The organism is Candidatus Merdisoma sp. JLR.KK006, from assembly GCF_036941035.1.
In the GTDB taxonomy this organism is placed as follows: Bacteria; Bacillota; Clostridia; order Lachnospirales; family Lachnospiraceae; genus Laedolimicola.
On record NZ_JAYMNS010000017.1, the window covers coordinates 64,779 to 86,344 of the forward strand.

At 42.7% G+C, this 21,566-nt stretch carries 24 protein-coding genes; 23 read left to right on the top strand and 1 reads right to left on the bottom strand.

Annotated features, from left to right (window positions below):
* Positions 1–173 precede the first annotated feature (173 nt).
* The 3 genes from VSQ61_RS13730 to VSQ61_RS13740 are packed head-to-tail and all read left to right on the top strand — an operon-like array spanning position 174 to position 2,191.
* On the top strand, positions 174–542 hold the full coding sequence (locus VSQ61_RS13730; RefSeq protein ID WP_334344970.1) for a helix-turn-helix domain-containing protein: 369 nt from the start codon (positions 174–176) through the stop codon (positions 540–542).
* Positions 543–552: 10 nt separating this feature from the next.
* Positions 553–1,341: an ImmA/IrrE family metallo-endopeptidase gene (locus VSQ61_RS13735; RefSeq protein WP_303661569.1), complete on the top strand. Its 789-nt coding sequence runs from the start codon at positions 553–555 to the stop codon at positions 1,339–1,341.
* Positions 1,334–2,191 (top strand): hypothetical protein, encoded by an 858-nt coding sequence (locus VSQ61_RS13740; RefSeq protein ID WP_303661570.1) that lies wholly within the window; start codon positions 1,334–1,336, stop codon positions 2,189–2,191. Before VSQ61_RS13735 ends, VSQ61_RS13740 begins: the two co-directional genes overlap by 8 nt.
* Before the next feature lie 346 nt (positions 2,192–2,537).
* Here VSQ61_RS13740 and VSQ61_RS13745 read toward each other — a convergent pair whose 3' ends face one another.
* Positions 2,538–3,026 carry a hypothetical protein gene (locus tag VSQ61_RS13745; RefSeq protein ID WP_303661571.1) on the bottom strand — a complete coding sequence of 163 codons (489 nt, stop codon included), beginning with the start codon at positions 3,024–3,026 and terminating at the stop codon, positions 2,538–2,540.
* Positions 3,027–3,361: 335 nt separating this feature from the next.
* Between VSQ61_RS13745 and VSQ61_RS13750 the strand changes: the two genes are divergently transcribed.
* From VSQ61_RS13750 to VSQ61_RS13845, 20 genes are all read left to right on the top strand, one after another.
* Positions 3,362–3,727 (top strand): hypothetical protein, encoded by a 366-nt coding sequence (locus tag VSQ61_RS13750; protein ID WP_160274872.1) that lies wholly within the window; start codon positions 3,362–3,364, stop codon positions 3,725–3,727.
* A 72-nt stretch (positions 3,728–3,799) separates the two neighbouring features.
* Positions 3,800–4,138 (top strand): hypothetical protein, encoded by a 339-nt coding sequence (locus VSQ61_RS13755; RefSeq protein ID WP_160274873.1) that lies wholly within the window; start codon positions 3,800–3,802, stop codon positions 4,136–4,138.
* Between the two features lie 3 nt (positions 4,139–4,141).
* Positions 4,142–4,564 (top strand): hypothetical protein, encoded by a 423-nt coding sequence (locus VSQ61_RS13760; protein WP_303661573.1) that lies wholly within the window; start codon positions 4,142–4,144, stop codon positions 4,562–4,564.
* Between the two features lie 11 nt (positions 4,565–4,575).
* On the top strand, positions 4,576–5,580 hold the full coding sequence (locus VSQ61_RS13765) for a hypothetical protein (protein ID WP_303661574.1): 1,005 nt from the start codon (positions 4,576–4,578) through the stop codon (positions 5,578–5,580).
* On the top strand, positions 5,581–7,797 hold the full coding sequence (locus VSQ61_RS13770; RefSeq protein ID WP_303661575.1) for a VirB4 family type IV secretion system protein: 2,217 nt from the start codon (positions 5,581–5,583) through the stop codon (positions 7,795–7,797).
* Positions 7,794–10,493, top strand: coding sequence for a hypothetical protein (locus VSQ61_RS13775; protein ID WP_303661576.1), 2,700 nt, complete (start codon positions 7,794–7,796; stop codon positions 10,491–10,493). Before VSQ61_RS13770 ends, VSQ61_RS13775 begins: the two co-directional genes overlap by 4 nt.
* Positions 10,494–10,504: 11 nt before the next feature.
* The gene (locus VSQ61_RS13780; RefSeq protein ID WP_334344971.1) at positions 10,505–11,443 is read left to right on the top strand and encodes a bifunctional lytic transglycosylase/C40 family peptidase; all 939 of its coding nucleotides are present in this window, start codon (positions 10,505–10,507) and stop codon (positions 11,441–11,443) included.
* A 20-nt stretch (positions 11,444–11,463) separates the two neighbouring features.
* Entirely contained in the window at positions 11,464–12,015 is a 552-nt protein-coding gene (locus tag VSQ61_RS13785) for a YddI family membrane protein (RefSeq protein ID WP_334344972.1), read from the top strand.
* Between the two features lie 8 nt (positions 12,016–12,023).
* Positions 12,024–12,761 carry a hypothetical protein gene (locus VSQ61_RS13790; protein WP_334344973.1) on the top strand — a complete coding sequence of 246 codons (738 nt, stop codon included), beginning with the start codon at positions 12,024–12,026 and terminating at the stop codon, positions 12,759–12,761.
* A gap of 22 nt (positions 12,762–12,783) precedes the next feature.
* A complete protein-coding gene (locus tag VSQ61_RS13795) occupies positions 12,784–13,407 on the top strand; it encodes a hypothetical protein (RefSeq protein WP_334344974.1) in 624 nt (207 codons plus the stop codon).
* 8 nt (positions 13,408–13,415) lie between these two features.
* Positions 13,416–14,309, top strand: a complete 894-nt coding sequence (locus VSQ61_RS13800) for a hypothetical protein (RefSeq protein ID WP_334344975.1) — start codon at positions 13,416–13,418, stop codon at positions 14,307–14,309.
* Complete coding sequence (locus VSQ61_RS13805; protein WP_334344976.1) at positions 14,296–14,778, top strand: hypothetical protein; 483 nt, start codon at positions 14,296–14,298, stop codon at positions 14,776–14,778. The genes VSQ61_RS13800 and VSQ61_RS13805 overlap by 14 nt, the downstream gene beginning before the upstream one ends.
* A 47-nt stretch (positions 14,779–14,825) precedes the next feature.
* The gene (locus VSQ61_RS13810; protein ID WP_334344977.1) at positions 14,826–15,806 is read left to right on the top strand and encodes a hypothetical protein; all 981 of its coding nucleotides are present in this window, start codon (positions 14,826–14,828) and stop codon (positions 15,804–15,806) included.
* Positions 15,806–16,822 carry a hypothetical protein gene (locus tag VSQ61_RS13815; RefSeq protein ID WP_334344978.1) on the top strand — a complete coding sequence of 339 codons (1,017 nt, stop codon included), beginning with the start codon at positions 15,806–15,808 and terminating at the stop codon, positions 16,820–16,822. The genes VSQ61_RS13810 and VSQ61_RS13815 overlap by 1 nt, the downstream gene beginning before the upstream one ends.
* Before the next feature lie 9 nt (positions 16,823–16,831).
* Complete coding sequence (locus VSQ61_RS13820; protein ID WP_334344979.1) at positions 16,832–16,963, top strand: hypothetical protein; 132 nt, start codon at positions 16,832–16,834, stop codon at positions 16,961–16,963.
* A gap of 13 nt (positions 16,964–16,976) precedes the next feature.
* Entirely contained in the window at positions 16,977–17,393 is a 417-nt protein-coding gene (locus tag VSQ61_RS13825) for a hypothetical protein (RefSeq protein ID WP_334344980.1), read from the top strand.
* Positions 17,394–17,945: 552 nt separating this feature from the next.
* On the top strand, positions 17,946–19,172 hold the full coding sequence (locus tag VSQ61_RS13830) for an adenine nucleotide alpha hydrolase family protein (RefSeq protein WP_334344981.1): 1,227 nt from the start codon (positions 17,946–17,948) through the stop codon (positions 19,170–19,172).
* Between the two features lie 26 nt (positions 19,173–19,198).
* Positions 19,199–19,450 carry a hypothetical protein gene (locus tag VSQ61_RS13835; protein WP_334344982.1) on the top strand — a complete coding sequence of 84 codons (252 nt, stop codon included), beginning with the start codon at positions 19,199–19,201 and terminating at the stop codon, positions 19,448–19,450.
* Positions 19,451–19,508: 58 nt separating this feature from the next.
* Positions 19,509–20,723, top strand: coding sequence for an amino acid--tRNA ligase-related protein (locus VSQ61_RS13840; RefSeq protein ID WP_334344983.1), 1,215 nt, complete (start codon positions 19,509–19,511; stop codon positions 20,721–20,723).
* A 14-nt stretch (positions 20,724–20,737) separates the two neighbouring features.
* The gene (locus VSQ61_RS13845; RefSeq protein ID WP_334344984.1) at positions 20,738–21,559 is read left to right on the top strand and encodes a transketolase; all 822 of its coding nucleotides are present in this window, start codon (positions 20,738–20,740) and stop codon (positions 21,557–21,559) included.
* Positions 21,560–21,566 lie beyond the last annotated feature (7 nt).

A 21,566-nucleotide genomic window follows, 5' to 3' on the forward strand; every position in this document is an offset into this window, starting at 1 on the left:
GATTGCCGGCAGAGCCGACGGGTGGGGAAAAATTTTCCGGCTCAACGGTTAACCATAGAATGGAATTAATGGCTATAGGAATGTAAAAATGTAAAAAAATATTTTACAAACGAGTTGATAATGTGGGAAAATACGAGTATACTATAAACATGGAAAGGGAGGGAAAATACGATATGTCATTTGATGCTTTATTTGAACAGAGAATATTAGTGGGTAAAAAATTAAAGGACTGCATCAGGGATTCAGGCTTCACTAAAATATCGTTCTCTAAAAAAGCGGATATCTCAAGACCTACACTGGATCGCCTGTTAAGCGGCACGGTTGATAACAAGAGTACATTTGACAGACATATACAAAAAATCCTCAATGTATTAGACATGACCGTGGATCAACTGCTCTCCTATCGTCCGGTCGGAGAAGTCAAAAAAACAGGTGCGGTGTATTCCTTAAATGCGCCGTCTGATTATTCAATGGATGAAAAGACAAAAAAACAGTATGGTCTGCTTATGGATGTCATAGACCTTTGTGCAATTTATTATTAAGGTGATTGTTATGAGTGAAAAAATAACGGCAGAAAATCTTGATCAGGTAATTCGGAAGAATAAGGAGATAAGCGCGGACATTGAGCAGTGCAGGCAGCTGGTATTCACCCAGTTTAACCGGATGCAGGTAAGTTCACCGCCGCAGCTGGCAATCCAATTACTCAGGACATACGGGCTGATCCAGATGCCAGTCAATAATCCTTATTTTGGCGGTGCTATTTATGTGAAAGAGGGCAGACGGATTCCGTTTATCAATACAGCACTGCCGCGTGCGAATCAGTATTTTGCGGAATGGCACGAATTATATCATCTTTTATTTGATACAGTGTCATTCGACCATCTTATCGAGCCGGAAAACACTATGGAAGAGAGAAAAGCGGAATATTTTGCTTCCAGGATGTTGTTGGGAAATTTAATGTCGTATTTTTCTGAATTGCCAGAGGATATGGATTTCCGTTCCAAAGTTTATAACTGCATGGCAGTATTCCAGACGCCATACAAGGCTGTTTTGATTGCATTATACGAAACTGCCGCCCAGACGGAGAATAATGCCCTTATGGATAAGGTGAAAACATACTTTGATAATGTCCACCCAGACATGTCAGAATGTTTTGCAGAGCTGGGATTGGACAACACACTGGTTCTGCCTTCGTATGTCGTGGATGTAAGTTCGCTCCAATCCAGGATTAAAGAATGCGAGCAGGAAAGACCGGATATAAGTTACCACAAAGATAACGAGCATTTTTTGGAGAGGGTTATGAAAGAAATCAAGCTGGTTGCAGGTGAGTCATATGTGTAATATACTTAATATACCTCATTACGACAAGTATAACGGTGAAAAGAGAATTGCGCTGCTGGATAATTCTGCGGTATCATTTATGCTACAGCTTGATAATAAGGGATATAAACCCGACTTAATGTTACAAGGGTATGATGTAATATTTCTGCCAGAGTGGGTTGTTGAAGAAATTCGGGATTCAGAGTCTAGAGTTCAATATATAGAAAGACTGGAGAATACAGGTGTTCCTATCAAGATTATAAAGGAAGACTTTTATAGCAATTTGATGGACAAGGAAGAAATTTTCCTATATGAAATAGTAAAAGCAGCTGTATCCAGATTAGGGGATTTAAAAAAATATCTCCGTGAGAATGTAGACAAAGAAGATCCGCTGGATATGGAACCATATGAAGACTGGATACGTGAGATGTATACAAACTGGCCACTGGAAGGGGGATTAACGGTCAGCGGACGGGTAAAAAAGAAAAATGCAGGGGAAATTTCGCTGACTATTTTATCTGAAATATTTTCATGGCATTATCCTGATACGGAGATTTTGACAGTATACACACAGGATTCCGATTCCTATGTTTTTCAAACGTGTGCTGAGGAACTTTTAAAGAAGGCAGATCACCTAAAAAATGTAGCCCCGGTAAGTGTTACATACCGCTCAAATGATTCCATACTTTGCCAGATGTACAGGGATAAGCAGCTGGCAATAGAGGAAATCGGGGATATCCGTAAGGACGCAAGAAATGTGATATATACATTGATGCGTGAAGATAATACAGTCGCGCTTGTGACTAAAGTACTGGATAATGAAGAATTTGTTAAGCTGATACAGAACAAATCTGTACAGATTATCTTTTAAAATTAAACGAAAGAAAGCGGATTATGTACGGTTCATTCCGTCAAATCCATAATAATGTTTTTATGATATGATTAGCGCGTCAAGAATACCATTTTTGACGCGCTAATCATGATATAGGTATTATAATAAAACAGATATCAGGTAATCAAAGGTCTGTTGTTCATTTACAAACGAAAGTCTTTTTAATCGGTGCAGTACTTATTAAAAAGTTTTATGTGGTGTGGATGCAGTATTTTTTCGCATAATAAAAAGTATGGCAGAGATTATCTCCGTCATTTTGATATAAAATGAGGTAGATAGTATGAGGTTATTTGAATACAACAAAGAGCTGGAGAATGGAAAGGTATCAAATGTACACATGATTTGCTGGATAGCTTAGTTTATCTTGGTTATAATCTAAAAACGGCTGATAAAAAATCTGAATATCACCATTATCATCTACTTCACCGCCTGCGCTTATGAGATTTTCTTTCCATAAATCATTTGTCAGGCTGGTTACATACAAATCTATTCCTATCTCTCTTGTTGCCACATAGGACATCAAAAAGACTATTCTCGTAGCAATGCCCTGTCTGCGGTAATTGCGGGGGATTAGAATGCTTGAAACATGGACAAAATTGCTGAATCCGGATGCCAGATCTTCACGATCCCTTACACAAAACTGCAATATCAGCAGCTCCTTTTTTTCAGTATCTCCAATATGAATTTCATAGCGGACATATTCGCCCTTCTTTTTTACAGTTCCCTTGGCAAGATATAATTTTTCAAAGCATTCGTTCAGGATGCTAATAAACGCAAGTTCATTCTTTTTAAAACGTCCCCGATATTCTATCATTTGTAATTCCCCTATGTGTTATATAAAATGATAATGTAATTCAATTATTATAACAAAGAAAGTGCCGACAAAAAAACAATAAATACGCGTAAGAAATTTACACAAATATGAGTAAAAATACGCGGCGGTTTTTGTATAATAATACCATTTTTGGGTTTATTTTACCGAAATTGAAAAAGAAAAATAATAAAAAAAGGGAAAATAGTCAATTGTAGGCAGATGTATCGAATCGGAAATCCGGTACTATTGACGGAAAAGAATCTTCTGATAAGATTAAAAGAAGTAAAAGCACATGTGATTTTTATAATTTGATATGAAAAAGGAGGCTTGCACGCATGTATGACCTGGTGTGCAGGGCCGATACCCTTTTTCTTGCTGCGCAGATCAGAATGGAAGGCATTCTGCTGACAGGGAACGAGTGGGATTTTTTGATGGAAGACCCCGAGGACGGCGTATTTGCCACCCTCATTGACAAAGCGGAAGATATCGGTGCCAGCGGATATCAGCTTTTGATGACCATAGGGGTAATCGGTCTGGTATTCTCGATTATTTTTACGGCAATTTCCCTGCTCATGACATCCAACGCGCAGAAGAAGGAGGAGAAAAAATCACATGCGCTGGTTATATGCGTTGCTGGAATTTGTATTTTCAGCGTATTCAGCATAGTCGGTTTTTTCAAATCAATCGGCTCTGGATTATAGTTAGTCACTTGAGGTGGAGGCAAAAAGCTCCACCTTTCTTTTTTTGCGCGAAAATTGGGAAGGAGGAAGAATTTGGCATCAACAGGAGTATTCAGGGTACCAAGGGAGTTTAAGGATGAAGATAAATGGTTCCGCTATTTTACCAAGAAACAGGCACTGGTATTGATACTGGTATTACTGGCGGACTACAAGCTTATTATGGCAGCTGCACCCCACGGCATGGTTATTGCGGCTGTCATTGTATCTATTTTAATTACTCTGGTGGCAGGCGGCATGGTCATGATCGAACTGCCGGTAGATGTGATGTTTCTGACAGGGGGCGGCATTACGCTGGATCAGTGGCTTTTCAGGGTGATGTTAAGGAAATGCCGCCGGGTGTTATATACAAAGCATACACAGGAGGGAAGCTGATGTATGAAAGAAAAAAATAGAGAAAACCGCCATATCGTGAGGAAAAAGATATGCACAGCGGCGCTTTTTTTATGCGCATTGCTGCTGACGGGGTGCGGGGATGACGGGGAGAGCATTTATAATTTCTCAGGCGTTGAACCAAAGGAGATCGACCCGTGGGTATACCTGCAGGATACCGCGCTGTCCTCGAACACACAGATACTTGGTTTCGCCTCATCCGCAAGCCGCCTTGGGATTACCGTGGGGGTTATGGGGATTGTCTTTTCCATTATGTATATGGCCATCCGGATTTTTTTTGCCCGGAACGCGAAAGTCAGGGAGGAAATCAAGGAGGAAGCCATGATAAAGGGAATGGTGGCAATTATGATTTTCAGCGTCCCGTTCTGGCTGGGGATTTTTAAGCTGGCAGGTGAGATGCTGATTTAAAGGAGGAAGCAATGCAGACTATAGATACATTAGTCCGCTCCGTGCAGATAATCGCAGTAATTATCGTGGTTTTACTGGCAATATTCGGCGCGGTTGGATTTTATTTCATGAAGATACACAGGAGCAGGGTACAGGAGAAACATCTGGATTACAGCCAGTTTAGAAGGCTGGACTCCCTGGAATATGTGAGATTCGACGACGTGGGGGAGTACATGGTTGTTGCAGACGGGAAAAAGCGCTTTATCGGGGCGATTGCCTGCAGCGGGTGCGAGTTCCGCGATGCGGAGGACGAGGAACGCCTGCAGATTATACGGGGATACCTTTCCTTCATCAATGTACTTGATAACCAGAATATACAGTTTTGGCAGATGGCAAGGGATGTCAACCTGGATAAGATGGTAACGGATTACAAGGAGCAGCTCACGAGCCTTCAGGAGAGGCAGTATCTGATGACGCTGGATTATGAAGAAATAAAAAAGGAGTCGGAGCAGGTTCCGGAAGGTGAAGAAGAACGGTACGACCTGTATTATCAGAAACTCAGGCAGATGCAGAGGGAAATCATGTCCTTGGGCTACCGCGTGGATCAGCTGAAAATCCAGGTGCAGTATCTGGAATCCGTCAGCGGCGAGAAAGCAGATCCGCATTTGGATCAGCTGTATATTTACGACTGGACTTATAACGCCATTGATTTTACACAGGAACTTACGGAGAGCGAGATTTACTCCAAAGCTGAGAAGCAGCTCGAGAACAGGGCGGCGGCGTATATATCCTCACTCCGCAACGCCGGGGTAAAGGCCCGGATGCTGACAGGAGTGGAAATACTGGAACAGATGCGCCGCTATACACATCCGGTCAGCGCAGCAAAGTACCGCGCTGACGAAATTCTGCAGTCCGCATATGACAGCATTGCGGTGACGAGCAGTTCCTTAAGGGAAATGGAAGAAACGGTCAGCCAGAACGCATTAAGGGAAATGGCGGCAGAGTTTGCATTCATGGAAGAGGAGGAGAATCTGTAGATGAATCGGGAAATTATAGCAATTCTGCTCATAGCGGCATCGGGAATCTTATTTTTTGTAATCATGGCGGTTGTAATAGTAAGACTGCTTAAAAACAGGGAAAAGCCGAAACCGGCAGGAGAGGACGAGAAGCTGTTCAGGCGGGTATCTGCGGCGCGGGAGATAGTGGCGCCGGATGGGGTGGATCCGAATCCCCTGTCTTATTTCATTCTGAATGATGCAGGGCATGACGTGTATGTAAGGTGCTTTACCATTGATGCCCTGCCTAAACGGACTGCTTTCGCAACGACATTTCCAGCCCTGTTCAACAGCGGGCGGATGCGGGTCAGCGTTTTCATAGAGCCGCTGCCGGAGAGCCGTGCGGCACATATGCTGGATACGACAATCGTTGAAATCGAAACGAATATTATCAGTGCGGAAAAGAATTACAACCGGAATATGCTCCGCAAGCTGAACGGGAAGCTTCGGGAGACCGAAGGGTGGGCAGAGCGCATAGAAACAGGCGAAAACAGCCTTTACCATGTTTATTTCCTGTTCGTGCTCATGACATCTTCGCTGGAGGAACTCAATTATGAGTCGGATTCTTTCCGTAATCTTGCAAAAGAGAAACAGATTACGGTCAGCGCCTGTTATGGCGTGCAGCCGGAAGCCTTTTTGTCGGGAATGCCTTTAAACCGCAGGGTAAACGCAGGGATAGGGCCTGTGAAAACTGCCGGATTAAAGAGACATACGATGGACAAACTCAGTATCTCTAGTATCTTTAACCATACCCAGACAGATTTCATCCATGAAAACGGCGTCGTTTTGGGAAGGAACATGTCCAGCTGGAAGCCTGTGGCGTATGACTGCTATGATACCAGCCACAACGGATATAACGTGGTTTTCTGCGGGATGACGGGTACGGGGAAGTCTGCCACGATGAAGATTCTTGCATCCCGGTACATATCCAAAAACGGATACCGCTTTGTTGCAATTGACAGTCAGGCAAGGGGAAACCGCGGGGAGTATGCGATGATGGCGGACGTGCAGTGCGGCATTAATTACCAGATAAAAGTCGGAAGCGACATTATTTTGAATCCCTTTGAGGTCCGGGAAGAAGAGGAATGGTCGGAAATGGACGGCGATTATATGGTGTTAAAGCTGAAAGATAAAGTGGAAGATGCCAGAAGCAGCCTTATGATCATGGTCCAGGGAAATAAGGGAGCTGCGGATTTTGAACTGACAACCTACCTTGAGCGTGTCATTACGGACATAATAGTGGAACTGTATGAGGAACGGGGAATCATTGACGGCCAGGTGGACAGCCTGTTTGAGGAAGGGCTGCAGGAGAAGGAGATTTTGGGAAGCGGGAAAAGGCGGAAAACGCTGCCCACGATGACGGATTTTTATAAAAAGGCTTTAAAAAAGGAGCGCGATAACGAGATCAGGGAACACAAGAAAGCCTACCGCATTCTGCTCGACAGCCTAAAGGAACGTATCCGGGAACTGTATTACTGTCCAAAGTGTCTGCGCTTCTATACAAGAAAAGAGTATGAGACGTTAAAGCATGTCTGCGGATGCGGGGAAAATGGTCATAAGATACAGGCCATACAGGGGGTAAAAAGCTACTTCGACGGACAGAGTAATGTTGTCATAGACAGGAATGTGAAATTTACCAACATAGACCTGTCGCAGCTTCCGGAAGAGGAGAGGGCGGTTGCCCGGCTGGTGGCACTCAGCTTTGTAACGGAACATTTTATAAAGAAAAATGCAATTAACCCAAAGAAAATGGAGTATATGGGTGTGATCTGCGACGAGCTGCATGAAAATTTCAAGTCCCTGCCCGCCGTACAGAAGCTTGATTATGTTTCCAGGACGTCAAGAAAAAGGCTGGTGTCGCTGTGGACGGCAACACAGGCATTGAAGGATTACCAGAGGATGCCGGAAACGGAAGCCCTGTTAAAGCAGGCGGCAACAAAATTTGTGTTCAAGCAGGACTATCAGGACCGGAGCTGGGTGAAAGAAGCGCTCAACCTTACAAATGGACAGGCAGACCGCATCCTGGAACTTGGCGGGGATCCTTCGGACAAGAGCGAGGACCGGAAAGGGGAAGTCTGCATCGTGGATAACGGAAAGGTATGCTTCTGTAAGGTGGACTACTTAAAAGCGGCGGAAGCGGTATTTGTGGAAACGGATGCCAGGACACTGCAGGCTATGTACGGAGGCGAGGCAGGATGAGGGGACTGAAAAAAGCACTGTGCCTTGCATTGTTATGCATTCCGCTTTTGCTCTGCCGGGGAATGGTCGTGTATGCATCCCAGTCTGACAGCATAGAGAATGATGTCGATGAAGGGAACAACAACCGCTTTGATACAACATCACCCTGGCTGAAAGGTACGTCAGACGAGTCTATTTATGGGAATCCCATTGATGCAGGGGAAGAACAGCAGGACATTACCGTGGGCAAGCCCGGACGTGTGGAAAAATACATTGCAGAACTGCTAAGGAATATAGGCAGTTCCGTTATTGCACTCCTGCAGGATAACATCGGCGCATCCCTGGACAGTATCGTATACGGGAGGGTAGGAAGCGGGCAGCCCAACAAGGTTAACATCTATGCCTTTGAACTGCGTAAGGGAAATCCTTACGGCGTGACCGCATCAGTATGTTATGCGCTGCTTAGGGGAATGATGTTCATTTTCCTCGGGATTACTTTTGTGTTCCAGCTGGCGAAATCGGCATGGACCGGACAGACCGCAAAAAGCAGGGATGAAATCAGGAGTATGTTTCCGTCCATGGCATTGAAGTTTGCCGCGCTTATTTTAATGCCGTACCTGCTGGACGTGGCGCTGTATGTGAGGGATGTCCTGCTGTACGGCATTAAGGAAGTAACTTCGCAGATGATAACCGGAGGGGCAACATTATCACTGTCGAAGGCTTTTCTGATTAATGCGGAACGCAGCGGAACTTTTGTTGATGCCGTCATGTACCTGGGAACAGTGGTCTTAACGGTTTATTTTGTGTTTTTATATGTTGCCGTGGCCATAGATATGCTGGTCTGTTTTGTCAGTTTTCCTTTTTTGTGCGTACTTCAGAGCAGGAAGCGGGATCTGCTTGGCGGATGGGTAATGACCATGTTTTCCAATATCATGACGCCCGTGATAGATGCCGTACTGCTCCTGATTCCATTGCTCACAAGCCTGATGTTGTCGGACACGATAAAAGGCGTGGCGGTTATCCAGCTGGTCATGTGCATGCTTCTTATTCCGGCGAGGATCCGGTTTAAGGCGCTGCTGGGAATCCAGAGCAACGAACGGAACGGCTTTTTGGGAGCGATGGCAATGATGACGCTTACAAGGGCAATTGCATCACGTATCAAACAGGGTGTTGGAAAACTCGCAGATGCTTTTTCTGATGCGAGAAAGAGCCGTATGTATGGAGAAATGGCGGATGTTGACAGGGAAGAAGAGGAGTCCTACTTGTCAGCGGCAGAAGGAAAAGGCAGCCCGAATAACAGACTATCAGAAGATGGAAATAATCTGTCAGGGGTAGATGGCGGACAGGAAAAAGGCGTTTCATCTGCGGAAACAGGAAGCGAAAAACCGGAAGATCAGAATAATGCGCCAGTCCTTGACAGGGAACCAGATGATATTGCAGTCCCTCAGACGGCGGATTATGCACAGGAAGGGTTATCGTACGGAAACTTTAAAGAAAGGACGGATTTCCCGTCAGATATCTCAGGTGCGGATGATGCCGGTACCGGGACTCCGCCTCAAAATAAAAACGATTTACTGCGGAGCATAGACGGTGCAATGAATCAATCGCAGGAAAATCTGGATAAATTGAAGGTAGACCGCGCGGAACTGGTACAGCAGGATAAACAATTGAGGCGCCAGATGTTGAACCACAGGCGCGGCTCGGAAGAATACCGGGAGCTGGAAACGGAAAGGGCGGATATAGAAAGCCAGACAGCCCGGCTGGATAAGAGAATCGCAATGGAGAACGGGCGTCTTAACCAGCTTCGCCAGCAGTCAAGGCAGCTTCATACAGCAATGGGCGTACATGGGACACCGACAAGCTTTGATGACAGAAGGGCGGAGATTTTACAGAAAAGGGCGACCATCTCCAATTTTGAACAACCTGAATTTAAGGGTGTTCTTAGCAATGCACAGATGCGGGATTTATACAAGAAACGCGCTGTAGCGAATGTGGTAAAGGTAGCTGCCGGGACAGGCGGCGGCGCTGCATTAGGGGCAGTTGCCGGCGGCTCAGCAGTATTTTTAGGCGCTTCGGCGGCAGCACTTTCTTCCGCAGGAGGTATTCAGGCGGGCGGAGGCGCAGGAGAGGCAGCGGTAGATGTATCTATTGAAGCCGGGCATATTGCGGGAGCGGCTGCCAGGAGTGGGGGAAAAAGAATTTACCAGGCAGCTGATATGGCGGCATCCGCTTATCTCATGAATAAAATCAGACCTGCAGCAATGCAGGCATCCTTTTATATGGATACCGGAACCACGGTGGGCGGTACAGTGGAAGCTCCTACATTAGATAAGGAAGAAACAGAAACAGTAAGCGGCATAAATACCCGGTCCGGTAAGCAGATACAGGCAGATGTTTCCTATGCAGTGCAGGAAATCCTGAGCGTAGAAGGCACGATGAAGAACAGTACGGCGCTGCGGGCGATGCAGCAGGCCAACCTGCGGGCAGAGAAAGAGATAGCAGTCATGCGCGAGGAAGGAAAAGTAGTTCTGACCGAGGAGATAATCCGCACAAAAAGGATAGAAGCCCAGACAGCGGCGATTTCAGAGGCAGTCCTTTTGCAGATGGAAAAGAAAGCCAGATATGACCGCGGATCCGAGGACTATGAAAATGCGGCAAAAATGATTCAGGAACGGGTAAAACAGATTTTAGAGGACAAGAACCGTCCCTTGGTATAACAGGAGGACAGATGAAAAAGGGCAAATTAAAAGTATTGCTGTGCCTGCTTTTATTCTCCCTGCTTCTTTCGGGGTGCGAGGGAGATTATGGGTATTATGGAAAAGCGGACATTCCCCCGCTGGTGGAGCAGTGGAGGGAAGAGGTGGAATTTTATGCGGATATGTACGGGATTGCCGAGTACGTCGATGTGCTGCTTGCAATTATCGCACAGGAGTCCGGCGGTGATGCGGAAAAAACACCGGATATCATGCAGTGTTCGGCAAGTGCGGGACTTCCGGCAAATTCCATAACGGAACCGGTTGAGAGTATCCGGCAGGGGGTGTGGTATTTCAGTTCACTGCTCGCAGCAGGCACGGACAAAGGCGTGGATATGGATTCCGTAATACAGGCCTACAATTTCGGCGGCGGATACATAGATTACATAGAAGCGGAACGGGACGGACACCACTCGGAAGCAGCTGCAAGGGAATTTTCCAGCAGGATGTGCGCACAGCATGGATACTCCGTATACGGAGACGTGCTGTATGTGGAGCATGTACGGTCGTGGCTGAGCGGCTCCGATGGCATGGGAGAAGGTGATTACGATACCATGCTGGCATGTATGCAGGAATATTTAGGAGTACCGTATTTGTATGGCGGAAGTGGGAAATATGGCATTGATTGTTCTGCACTCACGCAAAAAATCTTTAAGTCAGTGGGCATCACCTTGCCAAGAACGGCGCAATCACAATATGATTTTGTGACGCATATTTCGGACGCGGAAGCAGAACCGGGTGATCTGGTTTTCTTTGAGGGAACTTACGAAAGCGGCACATATATAACCCATGTGGGTATATATGTAGGAAACGGCAGGATGTTCCATGCAAGCTCCGGTAAGGGATATTGCTGTTACTCGTCAATAAACACAGCCTATTACCAAAACCATCTTGTCGGTTTTGGGAGGCCGTAAAGAAACAAGGAGGAAGAAACATGAAATATGGTAATTTCAAAAAAGCGCTGTTTTCAACACTGGTTACAATTCTGGTGGTTCTGCTTTTTCTGACGGGCACGTTTTTACTGGTTATGTCAAGAGATGGCACAGGGGAAGACAAATCGCAGACAGAGGACATGGCAGGACAAGAGGAAGTGCCTTTGGAACAGTCGGCCGGACAGAATTCGGAGCAGTTTTTACAGTCATTTGCAGAGGTTTTGTATACCTACGATACCAGGGAACGCAGGTTTTACGAAGGTACGGAAGCATTTATGACACCGCAGGCATATGCGGAACTAGTGCCGTTTTCAGTAGGAGAATCAACGGAAAGCGGAGAGAAAATTCCGGCAGTGATATCTTCACTTCGGGAGGCGAAGTGCTATTATTGCTGCTTTTCAGAGACAGAGGCAGAAGTCATCATGGAGAGCTGTTTTACGCTGAACGGAAGCGGAAACGGGCAGATTATGCAGTATATCAAGCTGAATATCGAAAAGCAGAGCAATGAGTGGAAAATTACAGGTATCAATGTTTTAGATACTCTGGAACAGTGAGGTGGCAAATGAGACAAATAGAGGTGATCTGCGGCATTCCGGAAGACACCACATCAACCGGACTTGTAGAGAGGATTTGCCAGATGGCATTAGAAAGAGAAATAAAGGTTGTTATACATCCATGCTTAAGCAAGCAGGAAGTGGAATATAAGACGTTTTCTATGGATAATCACGAGAATGTGGTTATTCTTCTACAGGAAAATATGGATATGTCGGCATCTTACCAGTCATGGGAAATTGCGGCACTCAGGGACATTAAAAGAATCCCGGTAGTTGTGTCGGTAGATAGGAAGCACTACGGTACGGATTACATGGCGGTCCTGTATGCTGCGGGGATTACGGACGCGGTTTATGAAGAAGATGCCGATGCGGAGGAATTGACGAAAAGAATCCTGTCAAGGCGCTCCAGAAGGGAATCCAGGGAATATTACGGAATCAGGTCTATGGATGAAGTTGTGTCAGTGCTGGATATTTTGGGAAAAGATACGCTTGAACGGTATGTCTATTATATCAGCGCAGGCATTGATGCCCATGATACACAGATCCGCTATCAGGAAGTCCGGGATAAATTAAGTTATGTTGAAAATTGTTGCCTGGCTGAACACCTTCCGGAAAATATCATACAGGAATTACAGTCAGATGAGGGATTTGCCTTATATCAGAATACTATGCAGAAAATGAAAAAAGGAAGGGAAAAGAAAATGGGTACAGGGAATTTAAAAGTGGGTCTCAGAATGGGGCCTTGAGAGAAAAAGGAGGAAATATTTAGTGAACGAAACACAGACAAAGGGGAATGAAGACCGCATTTCATTTATTATGGAAGAAATAGAAAAGCTTTCGACACATATTAAAACGTACAGTGTAGGTTCTTACCCTGTTTTTTACTTACAGCTTCATAGTATTTTGAAAGTACAGGATATCCTTGAGATGCGTCTGTCCGATGTCTATGAATGTGTACATGGCAATGTGTATGTAAAAGATCAGATTATATGTGATGAAAAGGAAGTTGGACTGAGCGGGGAAGACAGAAAAAATCTGGCATGGTATGCGATGCAGCGCATAAAGGTCAGGAATACGGAAGAGGAACAGATGAAAGAAATGTATCTTTGCGTTAATAAACAGGGGAAACCGCTTCAAAAGCAGGTGTATAGAAAAATGCTGGAACGCTCCAGCAGTGAACTGGATCTGAGCAGGGTATACAATTCCGGGTATCTTCGCAGTCTGTACGGTTATCTTGAAATTGCATACGGTAGAAAAACCATAGAGGATGTTGCAACAGAATATCAGGTGGAGCGGTATTATCTGCTCAACCGCATTTTTAAAGGCATGAGCATTGAATATGACAGCCAGCTCTTAAATGAGGTGGCAAATATTGATGAGGCCGATTTATAGGAGGACAGATGCAGATTACATCAATAATAAAAAAACTGAAGGAATTAGCGGAAAAGAGTCCGGCAGGGGAAGAACTGGCAATGGAGGCGGCAGCAATGCTTTCGCTTCTTATGGCAGGTCAGGATGGCAGATGCACGATTCATCTGCTAAGGGGAGATACAACCGTATTCTTCTATTCCTCCCTTCCGGATGATGAGGCAGGATTCTGGAGATGCCCCCTGCCCGCAGTAGAAGAAAGATGCCGGATCAGGAATGACAGCCGGGCATTCGTGCTGTCAGATATGGGAAAGTATGAAGGATTCCTGATATTGGAAGAATCTCAGGGAGGAAGCGGATTGGCATCAGAAGATACGGAAAATCTGTTATGGATATTTCAATTATTTTGGTGTACGTGTCTTTTGGCAGATGAGTCAGAGAAGAACTTCTTTACCGATCCGGTAACGGAGCTGCCGGGAATAGCCGTATTTAAGCAGGCGGCATCCCGGATAATCGCCTCCGGGCAGGAAGGGTATCTTGTCGTTGCCCGGGTTCCGGTGTATTTGGAAAGACCGTATTCTGAAAACAGCATGGATTGCAGGCTTCAGGAGCTTGCAGGGTATTTTAGGGAAAAGGAAGGCATAACGGCTTACCGTATTGCGGCGGATATGATAGCCATTCTGACAGATGGCGAAAAGGGGACAGCATTGGATCATATGCAGAAGATTATGCTGTTGCTGCCAGAAACGTCCCTGTTTCTGACATCGCTGGTGCATATGGAAAAAGAAAAGGTCTTAACGAAGATTCAGGAGGAAATGGGTAAGTTAGGGGAAGGCAGTACCGGGATCGAGACTTCCTGCCCAGGCCCAAGACTGCCAATATTCATAAAGGACAGAAACAAGGGGGATGGGAATGGAAAAAATTGACAAACTGCATTGTCTGCAGATTGCTATTGCAGTGTTCTTTGGATGTATGGCTTTCTTTTTCATTCCTCCGTCCATTGCATATGGGGAAGAGGTATACATTCAGGAGGAAACAGGGGAGAGCGAACAGGAAAACTCCATATATGATGCGTTAAGAGAACGGATACAGGATTCTTGGGAGAGCGGCATGGAAAATTTGGAGGAAGTTAATCCGATAGAAATCAGCGGCAATTTTGCTGAACGGATCCTGCGTACCATAGCGGCGGCTTGTTACAGCAATTTAAAAAGCATAAAAGCAGGGGCACTGCTGATAGGGCTTGTTTCCTTTGTTTTGGGAGCAGCTATTGCACTGTTGGCAACAAAAGACAAGAAAATGCGGAAAACGGCAGTCAGCGTCGGCATGATAGCGGTGCCGGTAATCCTTTTGATTATTGTATTTGGTATTTCCTGGTTTATCAGTATTTTCCGGTAACGGATTGATAACCGGTAAAACATATTATTTTAACGGAGGTGCAATCAATGAAAGACCAGTTGTATGAAATTTCAGGAAAATTTTTAGGCGGAAGAAAAGAGAAAGAACATTCTTATGTGCCGGAAAGGACAGATGGGCATCTGGAGCGTTATAAAAAGCTGATGGATACAGGGGAATATATGCAGATGGCTTTTGAAAAGGCAGGAGCAGACGGCACCCTTTCCAAAGTGGACAAGGACATCATTATCTGCATGGCATCAGATGCAATTACGGGGGATCCGTATGATCTGCGGTACAAGTCACAGAAGCTGGCGGACGTATACTATGTAAAAGTGGTCAGGGTGGACGATGAAAGCCGTACCGTCTGGGTAAGCCACAATGAAGCGCGGAAGGATAAACGTCCGGAAATCGAAGAAGAAATCAATAACCGGCTGAAAAAGGATAACGGGAATGCAAATTTGCGTGTAAAGGGCAAGGTAATCCGTATCCAGTCTAAAACGGTAGATGGAGAGAACATAGATACGGGCGTATGGCTGGACTTATGCGGTGTCGGAATCTTAGGGTTTGTGTATATCGGCGACTGGGCAAATACATTTACGTCCGCGCTGAAGGGAACAGTATCTTACGGTGATGTTGTGGAAGTATGCATACATGAAAAAAAGATAAGAAAGCAGAAGAAACAGGACATTATCTATTATGCCTGCTCCAGAAAGGAGCTGGTAGAGGATCCGTGGGAGCAGAAATCGCTGGAAGAAAAGTATCATGTTGGCGACATTGTGCGCATTAAGTGCCTGTCACTGAAAAAGGGGCACTGGTTTGGCGAAATCAATGGCTTGGAAGATATCCAGGTATTTACCGAGTACCCGTCATCAGCAAGAGATTTTCCAATTATTCCGGGCATGGAGTATATGGGAAAGATTTATTACATGAATACAAAGGAACGTTCCTTAAAAGCAAGGGTGTTCCAGGCGCTTACGCTGGAGGGATACGAAAAGCCGGAAAATAATCAGGAGGGAGAGGAAACGTAATGGCTGATACGGAAAAGACAACAGAGAGGGCTGCCCGCGATATAGTAGGTATGATGGGGTATAAGGCACTTTTTGAGTATATGCCGGAAATGGAGATCAGTGTGCCGGATTCGGATAAAAGAAATTCTCTGGATAAAATTGCCTACTATTACCGGAATGAGGAAATTGTACTGTCCGATCTGTATATCGGGTATGTGATAGCACTGTACAAGTATACAATCCCCAAAGTAGTGGCGGAAACGATTCAGGCATTAGGCAGTTTCTGGCCACAGAAGCGCGTGCCGCGCTATATTGACAGGGATGCGCTGCTCAGCAGGATAAAGAAGATGTGCAGTATGGGGATGTTACGCAGGTTTGTCTACACAAAGGAAGGAAACAATATCGTCTTGTATTCCACAACGCCTGAGTTCTGCAAGGTCATATATCAGGCGCTAAAGCTGAATACGGATGCCAGACACGAAAAAGACATCCTTCCACCCCTTGAAATCGTGGAAAAAGCAGCCTCGTCACTGATTACAAATGAACTGATGAAAAGTCCGCATTTAAAAGAGTTTGATTTTATGCCTTCGTATCAGGATAAGGAAAACGGGAAAATCATCTTTAACAGCAGGATTTTTCACGAAATTGCCGGAAAAAATTATGTGACAATAGTGGAACCGATGTTTACCCGCGTGGACTTGAAAAGGTTTACGGAATCTGAATGGGACAAGCATTTACAGAAAAAAGTATCTGCTTTAAAGGGGTATATGGAGCAGCTCAATAAGGATGGAAATATTGTTCAGGCGGTATTGGTATGTGAGGATTTGGAGGATTTTAAGAAGATTAGCGGTATGGTCTGTACTCTGTTTCCGGAAAGCATGTTGCAGCATATCTACTACAGTTCGGAGGGTGCAATAAAGAGCGCATCGTATGACCTGCATAGCAGTCTTGTACGCATTACCAGTGTAAAAGACGGGGAAGATGGGAAAAAAGTGCTGGGGACTGTTACCTCCCAGCACACATACCCTTTCTTCTAAGGAGCGTATATGGGAAGAAAAGAGAAGATTGCATTAATGGTTGCAGGAGGGATTATCTTCCTTATTGTAATGTGTAAGGGATACGGTATATGGGCAATTGCAGGCGCGGCGGCGCTTGGGTGGTACTGGAAACGTAAATAGAGAGGAGAAGCAAATGAAAAGGAACAAAGAACTTTTTATTGAGATTATAGGACAGATTGCACAGGAGGACTGGCGCAGAAGGCATATTTGTCTGCCGTCTATTGTTATCGCGATTGCTTTGGAGGCAATTGACTGGGAAAAGAATGAGGTTGAAATAAGCCCAAATGAATTATTTTCGCATCAGGAGGGTTTCCATGCAAACTCTCCGGTTTTGCGGCATGTCATAATGGAACATAATGATTACCTTGCCACATGGAAGGATCATTCTCAGGAAGCTCCTAATTGGGAGGAACTTATAGGAGAAAGCAATTACATAAGGGCCGTTCAATCGCTGCAGGATCCTAAGTATCCTTATTGTAAGTCATCAGAATATGAGGGGATTTTGGTTGGAATAATTGAACAAAATAAACTGATAGCATATGACGAATAAAAATTACTGCAGGAAAATATAGTGATTTAAGCATCCGAGAGGGTGCTTTTTCTTTGTATGACGGGCACGCCAATGTTCTGTGGCAAAAGTCCACTTAGACGTTGTTACCAACGAATTTTACGTCGAACTGCTGTACGCCGAATGGTATGTGCTGATTGTGCGAGAAGGGAGATTGTTATAATTGTAAGATTAAAAAAGAGATATACAAGGTTTGATATAAGGATTATATATGGGGGGAGATATGACATTAAATTAGGTATTAAGTAATTGTTTTTGTTTTTGTATTTTTTTCAGAATTACTGGGATTAAAAAGAAAAATAATTACTTGTTGAAAGAAATACTTGGAAAGTAAGTACTAGAAAGTTTATTAAGGTTGATCAATTAATAGACTGCTATATATTTCACATTAAAATGGTGTAAAAATTACGAGGAAACTCTTAAAAATTACGATGCATGTAATACAAGAAATAATAATGGTATGGTAAACAAAAAATATACTAACATGAATACATTATTTTGCTTTGAGTACAAAATAATTATGGAGAAACGAATATGAAAAGTGTAATATGTAGAAATTGCGGATTGCCGGAAGGAAAAATACCGAGTTATGGACATATTAAGCTTAATAATAATGAGAAATGCCATTTTTGTAAATTATTTGAGACACAAAAGGATAAATATGGCAGACTTTATAATTCCAATCGAGAGGATGAATTATATTCCCTTATTAAAAATGTAAAGAGAATAGGAGAATATGATGTTATTGTTATGTATACAGGTGGAAAAGATAGTACATACACACTTTACAAATTGGTTATGGAGTATAACTTAAAGGTTTTGGCAATTACATGGGATAATGGATTTTTTGATGAAGATGTAATAAGTAACATTAAACGTGTAGTTACAAAACTAAATGTAGACCATATTTTTATACATATGGAAGAAAGCGTATTAAAAGACATTTACAGAAATCGTATTCTTAATTTTGGAAGAATATGTTCATGCGGTCCGCTTTCTATATTGTTTATATCACCATATATTGAAAAATATCAGCCTAGCTTTATTTTCTATTCAAGCTCTTTTGGACAACTTGTTGCACAGAATGAATGCGTTTTAGATGAAAACGATGATTTAGAGTTGGAAGCACGGAAATTTAAGATGCTTATGTTAAAATCAGGCAAAGTTTCATTAAATAGAATTGCATCACAATCATATTATTCAGTTTTGCATGATATATTATCGGGTGAATTTTGTTCTGAAACGATAAAAGTCTTAAAAGATAATTTGCGTTCTTTATCGAGCTTACGAAAAAGAAATAATAGTTTTTATATATATCCATCTTATTATATGAATTGGGATAAACAGATAATAATTAGCAATATAACAAAACTAGGATGGAAACTACCGAAAGCAGTCGAAAATACAGTTCACACTAGTTGTAAAATGGAGCAAGTAAAAAGTTATTTGGCATACAAACAGGGAATTATTAATTTTGATATATTGGAAATGTGTGCAGAAAATAGATATGAGAAAAAGGAAAAAAATGCGAGTCAGGAATTAATAGATATGGGATATTGCAATGTTATGCCAGGGCAATATCCAGAGTTGCTCGAATGGTTAGGATTAAGCGAGGATGATGTTAATCCTGCATTGGGTAACGCAGATCAAAAAGAATATATTATTAATACAGAAACGTATCAAAAGCTGGGATTACAAGAATCAAAAGATGAATTGTTACAGCAGTTAATGTATGTTCATAAGAAAGGAATTCTTATATAAATTACTACGGATTATGGAGGATAAAGATGGAGAAAATTAAGCAATTTAAAGCAAATTGTGACAAATTCATAGTAGAGCTCCATAGAATTGTTGATATAACTAAGTTTAATACAGAAAAATGGAATGTATTATCTTTTAATGTGGAGTACGGTGTCATTACAATAAATGTGGATGGAGTTAAGTGCAATATTTTTGGTGAAGGCAACATAATTTTTAAAGGAGCAAAGGATAAAGAAGAGGTTAGCGCGATATTAGAAAAAATCATGCTGGAGATATAATAAGCTTAATTTACGAAAGGGGTGAATGGATGCATTTCATAGGATGCATCAGGTAAAAATGGCAAACAGTAAAAAAGAATTGACAGGGTGGATTGTTACATGTACGGAGAATAGCATGTTATTGAAAACATTTGCGGGAGAAGTAAGACTTCAATTGCAGTCGTCAAAAGGAATAACACAAAATCAGGTAAAGTTAAATTCGTTTGTGAAAGTTATAGTATTACAAAAAGAAAATATTTTCGAGATTGAAAAAATTGAAGTAATAAGTGAATCCAGAGATGAATTTCCTTTGGAACCAGATATTGACTATAGTAAAAACTTAAAAGTCAGACACTTATGGATGCGAAATGAAAAGATGAGAGCTTTGATTATGATACGTAATCAAGTGCTTAAATATGTGTCTGAGTTTTTAGATAGCAATGGCTTTATACAAGTACAAACGCCGGTCATAACAGGAACAGAATGTGTTTGTAGTGGTTCAGTGTTTGGAATGGAATATTACGGCAGAACAGGAGTTTTAAATCAAAGTCCTTGGATGTATGTTGATTGTATTGTAAATTCTGGAGTAGAAAAGGTGTATGCAGTTATGCCATCTTTCCGGCGTGAAGAAAAGCAAACAGCATATCATTTGTCAGAATTATGGCATATTCAATGCGATCAGGCCCTAATAACAAACGAAGAGGCGATGCAACTAGAGGAAAAAATGATATGTTATGTTATATCTCATTTATTAGAGAAGATGGAAAGCGAACTTAACATACTGGGAAGTAATATCAATGCATTAAGGCAGATTGCAGCACCTTTTGAAAGAGTGGACTACGATTCCGCTATTAAAATTTTAAAAAACAGCCAAATAGAAATAGAGTGGGGTAAGGATTTAGATAAAGAAGAACAGACCATTTTATCCACAAAAATAGGAAAACCATTTTTTCTGTATAATCCACCATTTAAAACAACAAATTTCTTTTTTAGAAGGGATGAGAACAGACCAGAAATTGCGTTTACACATGATTTATATATGCCCGGAGTAGGAGAAGTGATTGGCGGTGGGGAACGCATAAGTGATATAGATCAATTGAAAAAGAATATGTTAGAGTTTGGCAGCATGTTTGATGAATATGAATGGTATTTGGAAGGGAAAAAATATGGAGCAATACCACATTCAGGATTTAATATAGGTTTCGATCGATTAATAATGTGGATTATAGGTGCAGACGATATTCGTGAAGCCGTCCTATTCCCTCGCATTCCTGATTGTGATATTAAGCCATAAGCGAAAGATAAAGTATGACAAATAATGAATTAAGAAATAAAGCAAAATATATCCGCATACAGTGCATTGATATCATTACTAAAATAAGATCAGGTCATCCCGGAGCATCGTTATCATTAGTGGATGTCTTGGTAGTCCTATACTATAATCATATGCAAATTGACGTCAAAAATCCGAACTGGACTGATAGGGATCGCTTTGTTCTATCAAAGGGACATGGATGTATACCTTTATACGTCATGTTGGCAGATATGGGTTTTTTTGACAAAAAAGAATTATTTACAATACGTGAAATAAATTCTATTCTTCAAGGTCATCCTGATAGGAATAAGACACCTGGCGTGGATGCTAGTACAGGGTCTTTAGGCATGGGAATCTCAATAGCTGTCGGAATGGCCTTACAGGCAAGAATGGAAAAAAAGGACTACTATATTTATGCTTTATTAGGTGATGGAGAACTTAATGAAGGACAAGTGTGGGAGGCGGCAATGGCTGCGGCACATTATCATTTGGATCATCTGATTTGTGTAATTGATAATAATGGGAGTCAAGTAGATGGGATCAATTCGGAAGTAATGAACACCGAACCAATAGCGCAAAAATGGAGAGCATTTAATTGGGATGTATGCGAAATAAATGGACACGATTACTTTGAAATTAACGAAACATTTAATCGGATAAAAAATGTAAATAATGCTAAACCTCATATGATAATTGCACATACAATCAAAGGAAAGGGTGTTAAAAGTATTGAAGGTGGATTAGAGATTTACGGAGAGAAATTTACAGAAGAAATGGGAAGAAAGTTTAGGAATGAAGTTATTCAAGGAGATTAAAATTAGG

What these genes read in the sequence shown, in the direction of transcription:
- VSQ61_RS13730 (WP_334344970.1), top strand. Translation starts at nt 174, where the DNA reads ATGTCATTTGATGCTTTATTTGAACAGAGAATATTAGTGGGTAAAAAA.
- VSQ61_RS13735 (WP_303661569.1), top strand. Translation starts at nt 553, where the DNA reads ATGAGTGAAAAAATAACGGCAGAAAATCTTGATCAGGTAATTCGGAAG.
- VSQ61_RS13740 (WP_303661570.1), top strand. Translation starts at nt 1,334, where the DNA reads ATGTGTAATATACTTAATATACCTCATTACGACAAGTATAACGGTGAA.
- VSQ61_RS13745 (WP_303661571.1), bottom strand. Translation starts at nt 3,026, where the DNA reads ATGATAGAATATCGGGGACGTTTTAAAAAGAATGAACTTGCGTTTATT.
- VSQ61_RS13750 (WP_160274872.1), top strand. Translation starts at nt 3,362, where the DNA reads ATGTATGACCTGGTGTGCAGGGCCGATACCCTTTTTCTTGCTGCGCAG.
- VSQ61_RS13760 (WP_303661573.1), top strand. Translation starts at nt 4,142, where the DNA reads ATGAAAGAAAAAAATAGAGAAAACCGCCATATCGTGAGGAAAAAGATA.
- VSQ61_RS13765 (WP_303661574.1), top strand. Translation starts at nt 4,576, where the DNA reads ATGCAGACTATAGATACATTAGTCCGCTCCGTGCAGATAATCGCAGTA.
- VSQ61_RS13770 (WP_303661575.1), top strand. Translation starts at nt 5,581, where the DNA reads ATGAATCGGGAAATTATAGCAATTCTGCTCATAGCGGCATCGGGAATC.
- VSQ61_RS13775 (WP_303661576.1), top strand. Translation starts at nt 7,794, where the DNA reads ATGAGGGGACTGAAAAAAGCACTGTGCCTTGCATTGTTATGCATTCCG.
- VSQ61_RS13780 (WP_334344971.1), top strand. Translation starts at nt 10,505, where the DNA reads ATGAAAAAGGGCAAATTAAAAGTATTGCTGTGCCTGCTTTTATTCTCC.
- VSQ61_RS13785 (WP_334344972.1), top strand. Translation starts at nt 11,464, where the DNA reads ATGAAATATGGTAATTTCAAAAAAGCGCTGTTTTCAACACTGGTTACA.
- VSQ61_RS13790 (WP_334344973.1), top strand. Translation starts at nt 12,024, where the DNA reads ATGAGACAAATAGAGGTGATCTGCGGCATTCCGGAAGACACCACATCA.
- VSQ61_RS13800 (WP_334344975.1), top strand. Translation starts at nt 13,416, where the DNA reads ATGCAGATTACATCAATAATAAAAAAACTGAAGGAATTAGCGGAAAAG.
- VSQ61_RS13805 (WP_334344976.1), top strand. Translation starts at nt 14,296, where the DNA reads ATGGAAAAAATTGACAAACTGCATTGTCTGCAGATTGCTATTGCAGTG.
- VSQ61_RS13810 (WP_334344977.1), top strand. Translation starts at nt 14,826, where the DNA reads ATGAAAGACCAGTTGTATGAAATTTCAGGAAAATTTTTAGGCGGAAGA.
- VSQ61_RS13815 (WP_334344978.1), top strand. Translation starts at nt 15,806, where the DNA reads ATGGCTGATACGGAAAAGACAACAGAGAGGGCTGCCCGCGATATAGTA.
- VSQ61_RS13820 (WP_334344979.1), top strand. Translation starts at nt 16,832, where the DNA reads ATGGGAAGAAAAGAGAAGATTGCATTAATGGTTGCAGGAGGGATTATC.
- VSQ61_RS13825 (WP_334344980.1), top strand. Translation starts at nt 16,977, where the DNA reads ATGAAAAGGAACAAAGAACTTTTTATTGAGATTATAGGACAGATTGCA.
- VSQ61_RS13830 (WP_334344981.1), top strand. Translation starts at nt 17,946, where the DNA reads ATGAAAAGTGTAATATGTAGAAATTGCGGATTGCCGGAAGGAAAAATA.
- VSQ61_RS13835 (WP_334344982.1), top strand. Translation starts at nt 19,199, where the DNA reads ATGGAGAAAATTAAGCAATTTAAAGCAAATTGTGACAAATTCATAGTA.
- VSQ61_RS13840 (WP_334344983.1), top strand. Translation starts at nt 19,509, where the DNA reads ATGGCAAACAGTAAAAAAGAATTGACAGGGTGGATTGTTACATGTACG.
- VSQ61_RS13845 (WP_334344984.1), top strand. Translation starts at nt 20,738, where the DNA reads ATGACAAATAATGAATTAAGAAATAAAGCAAAATATATCCGCATACAG.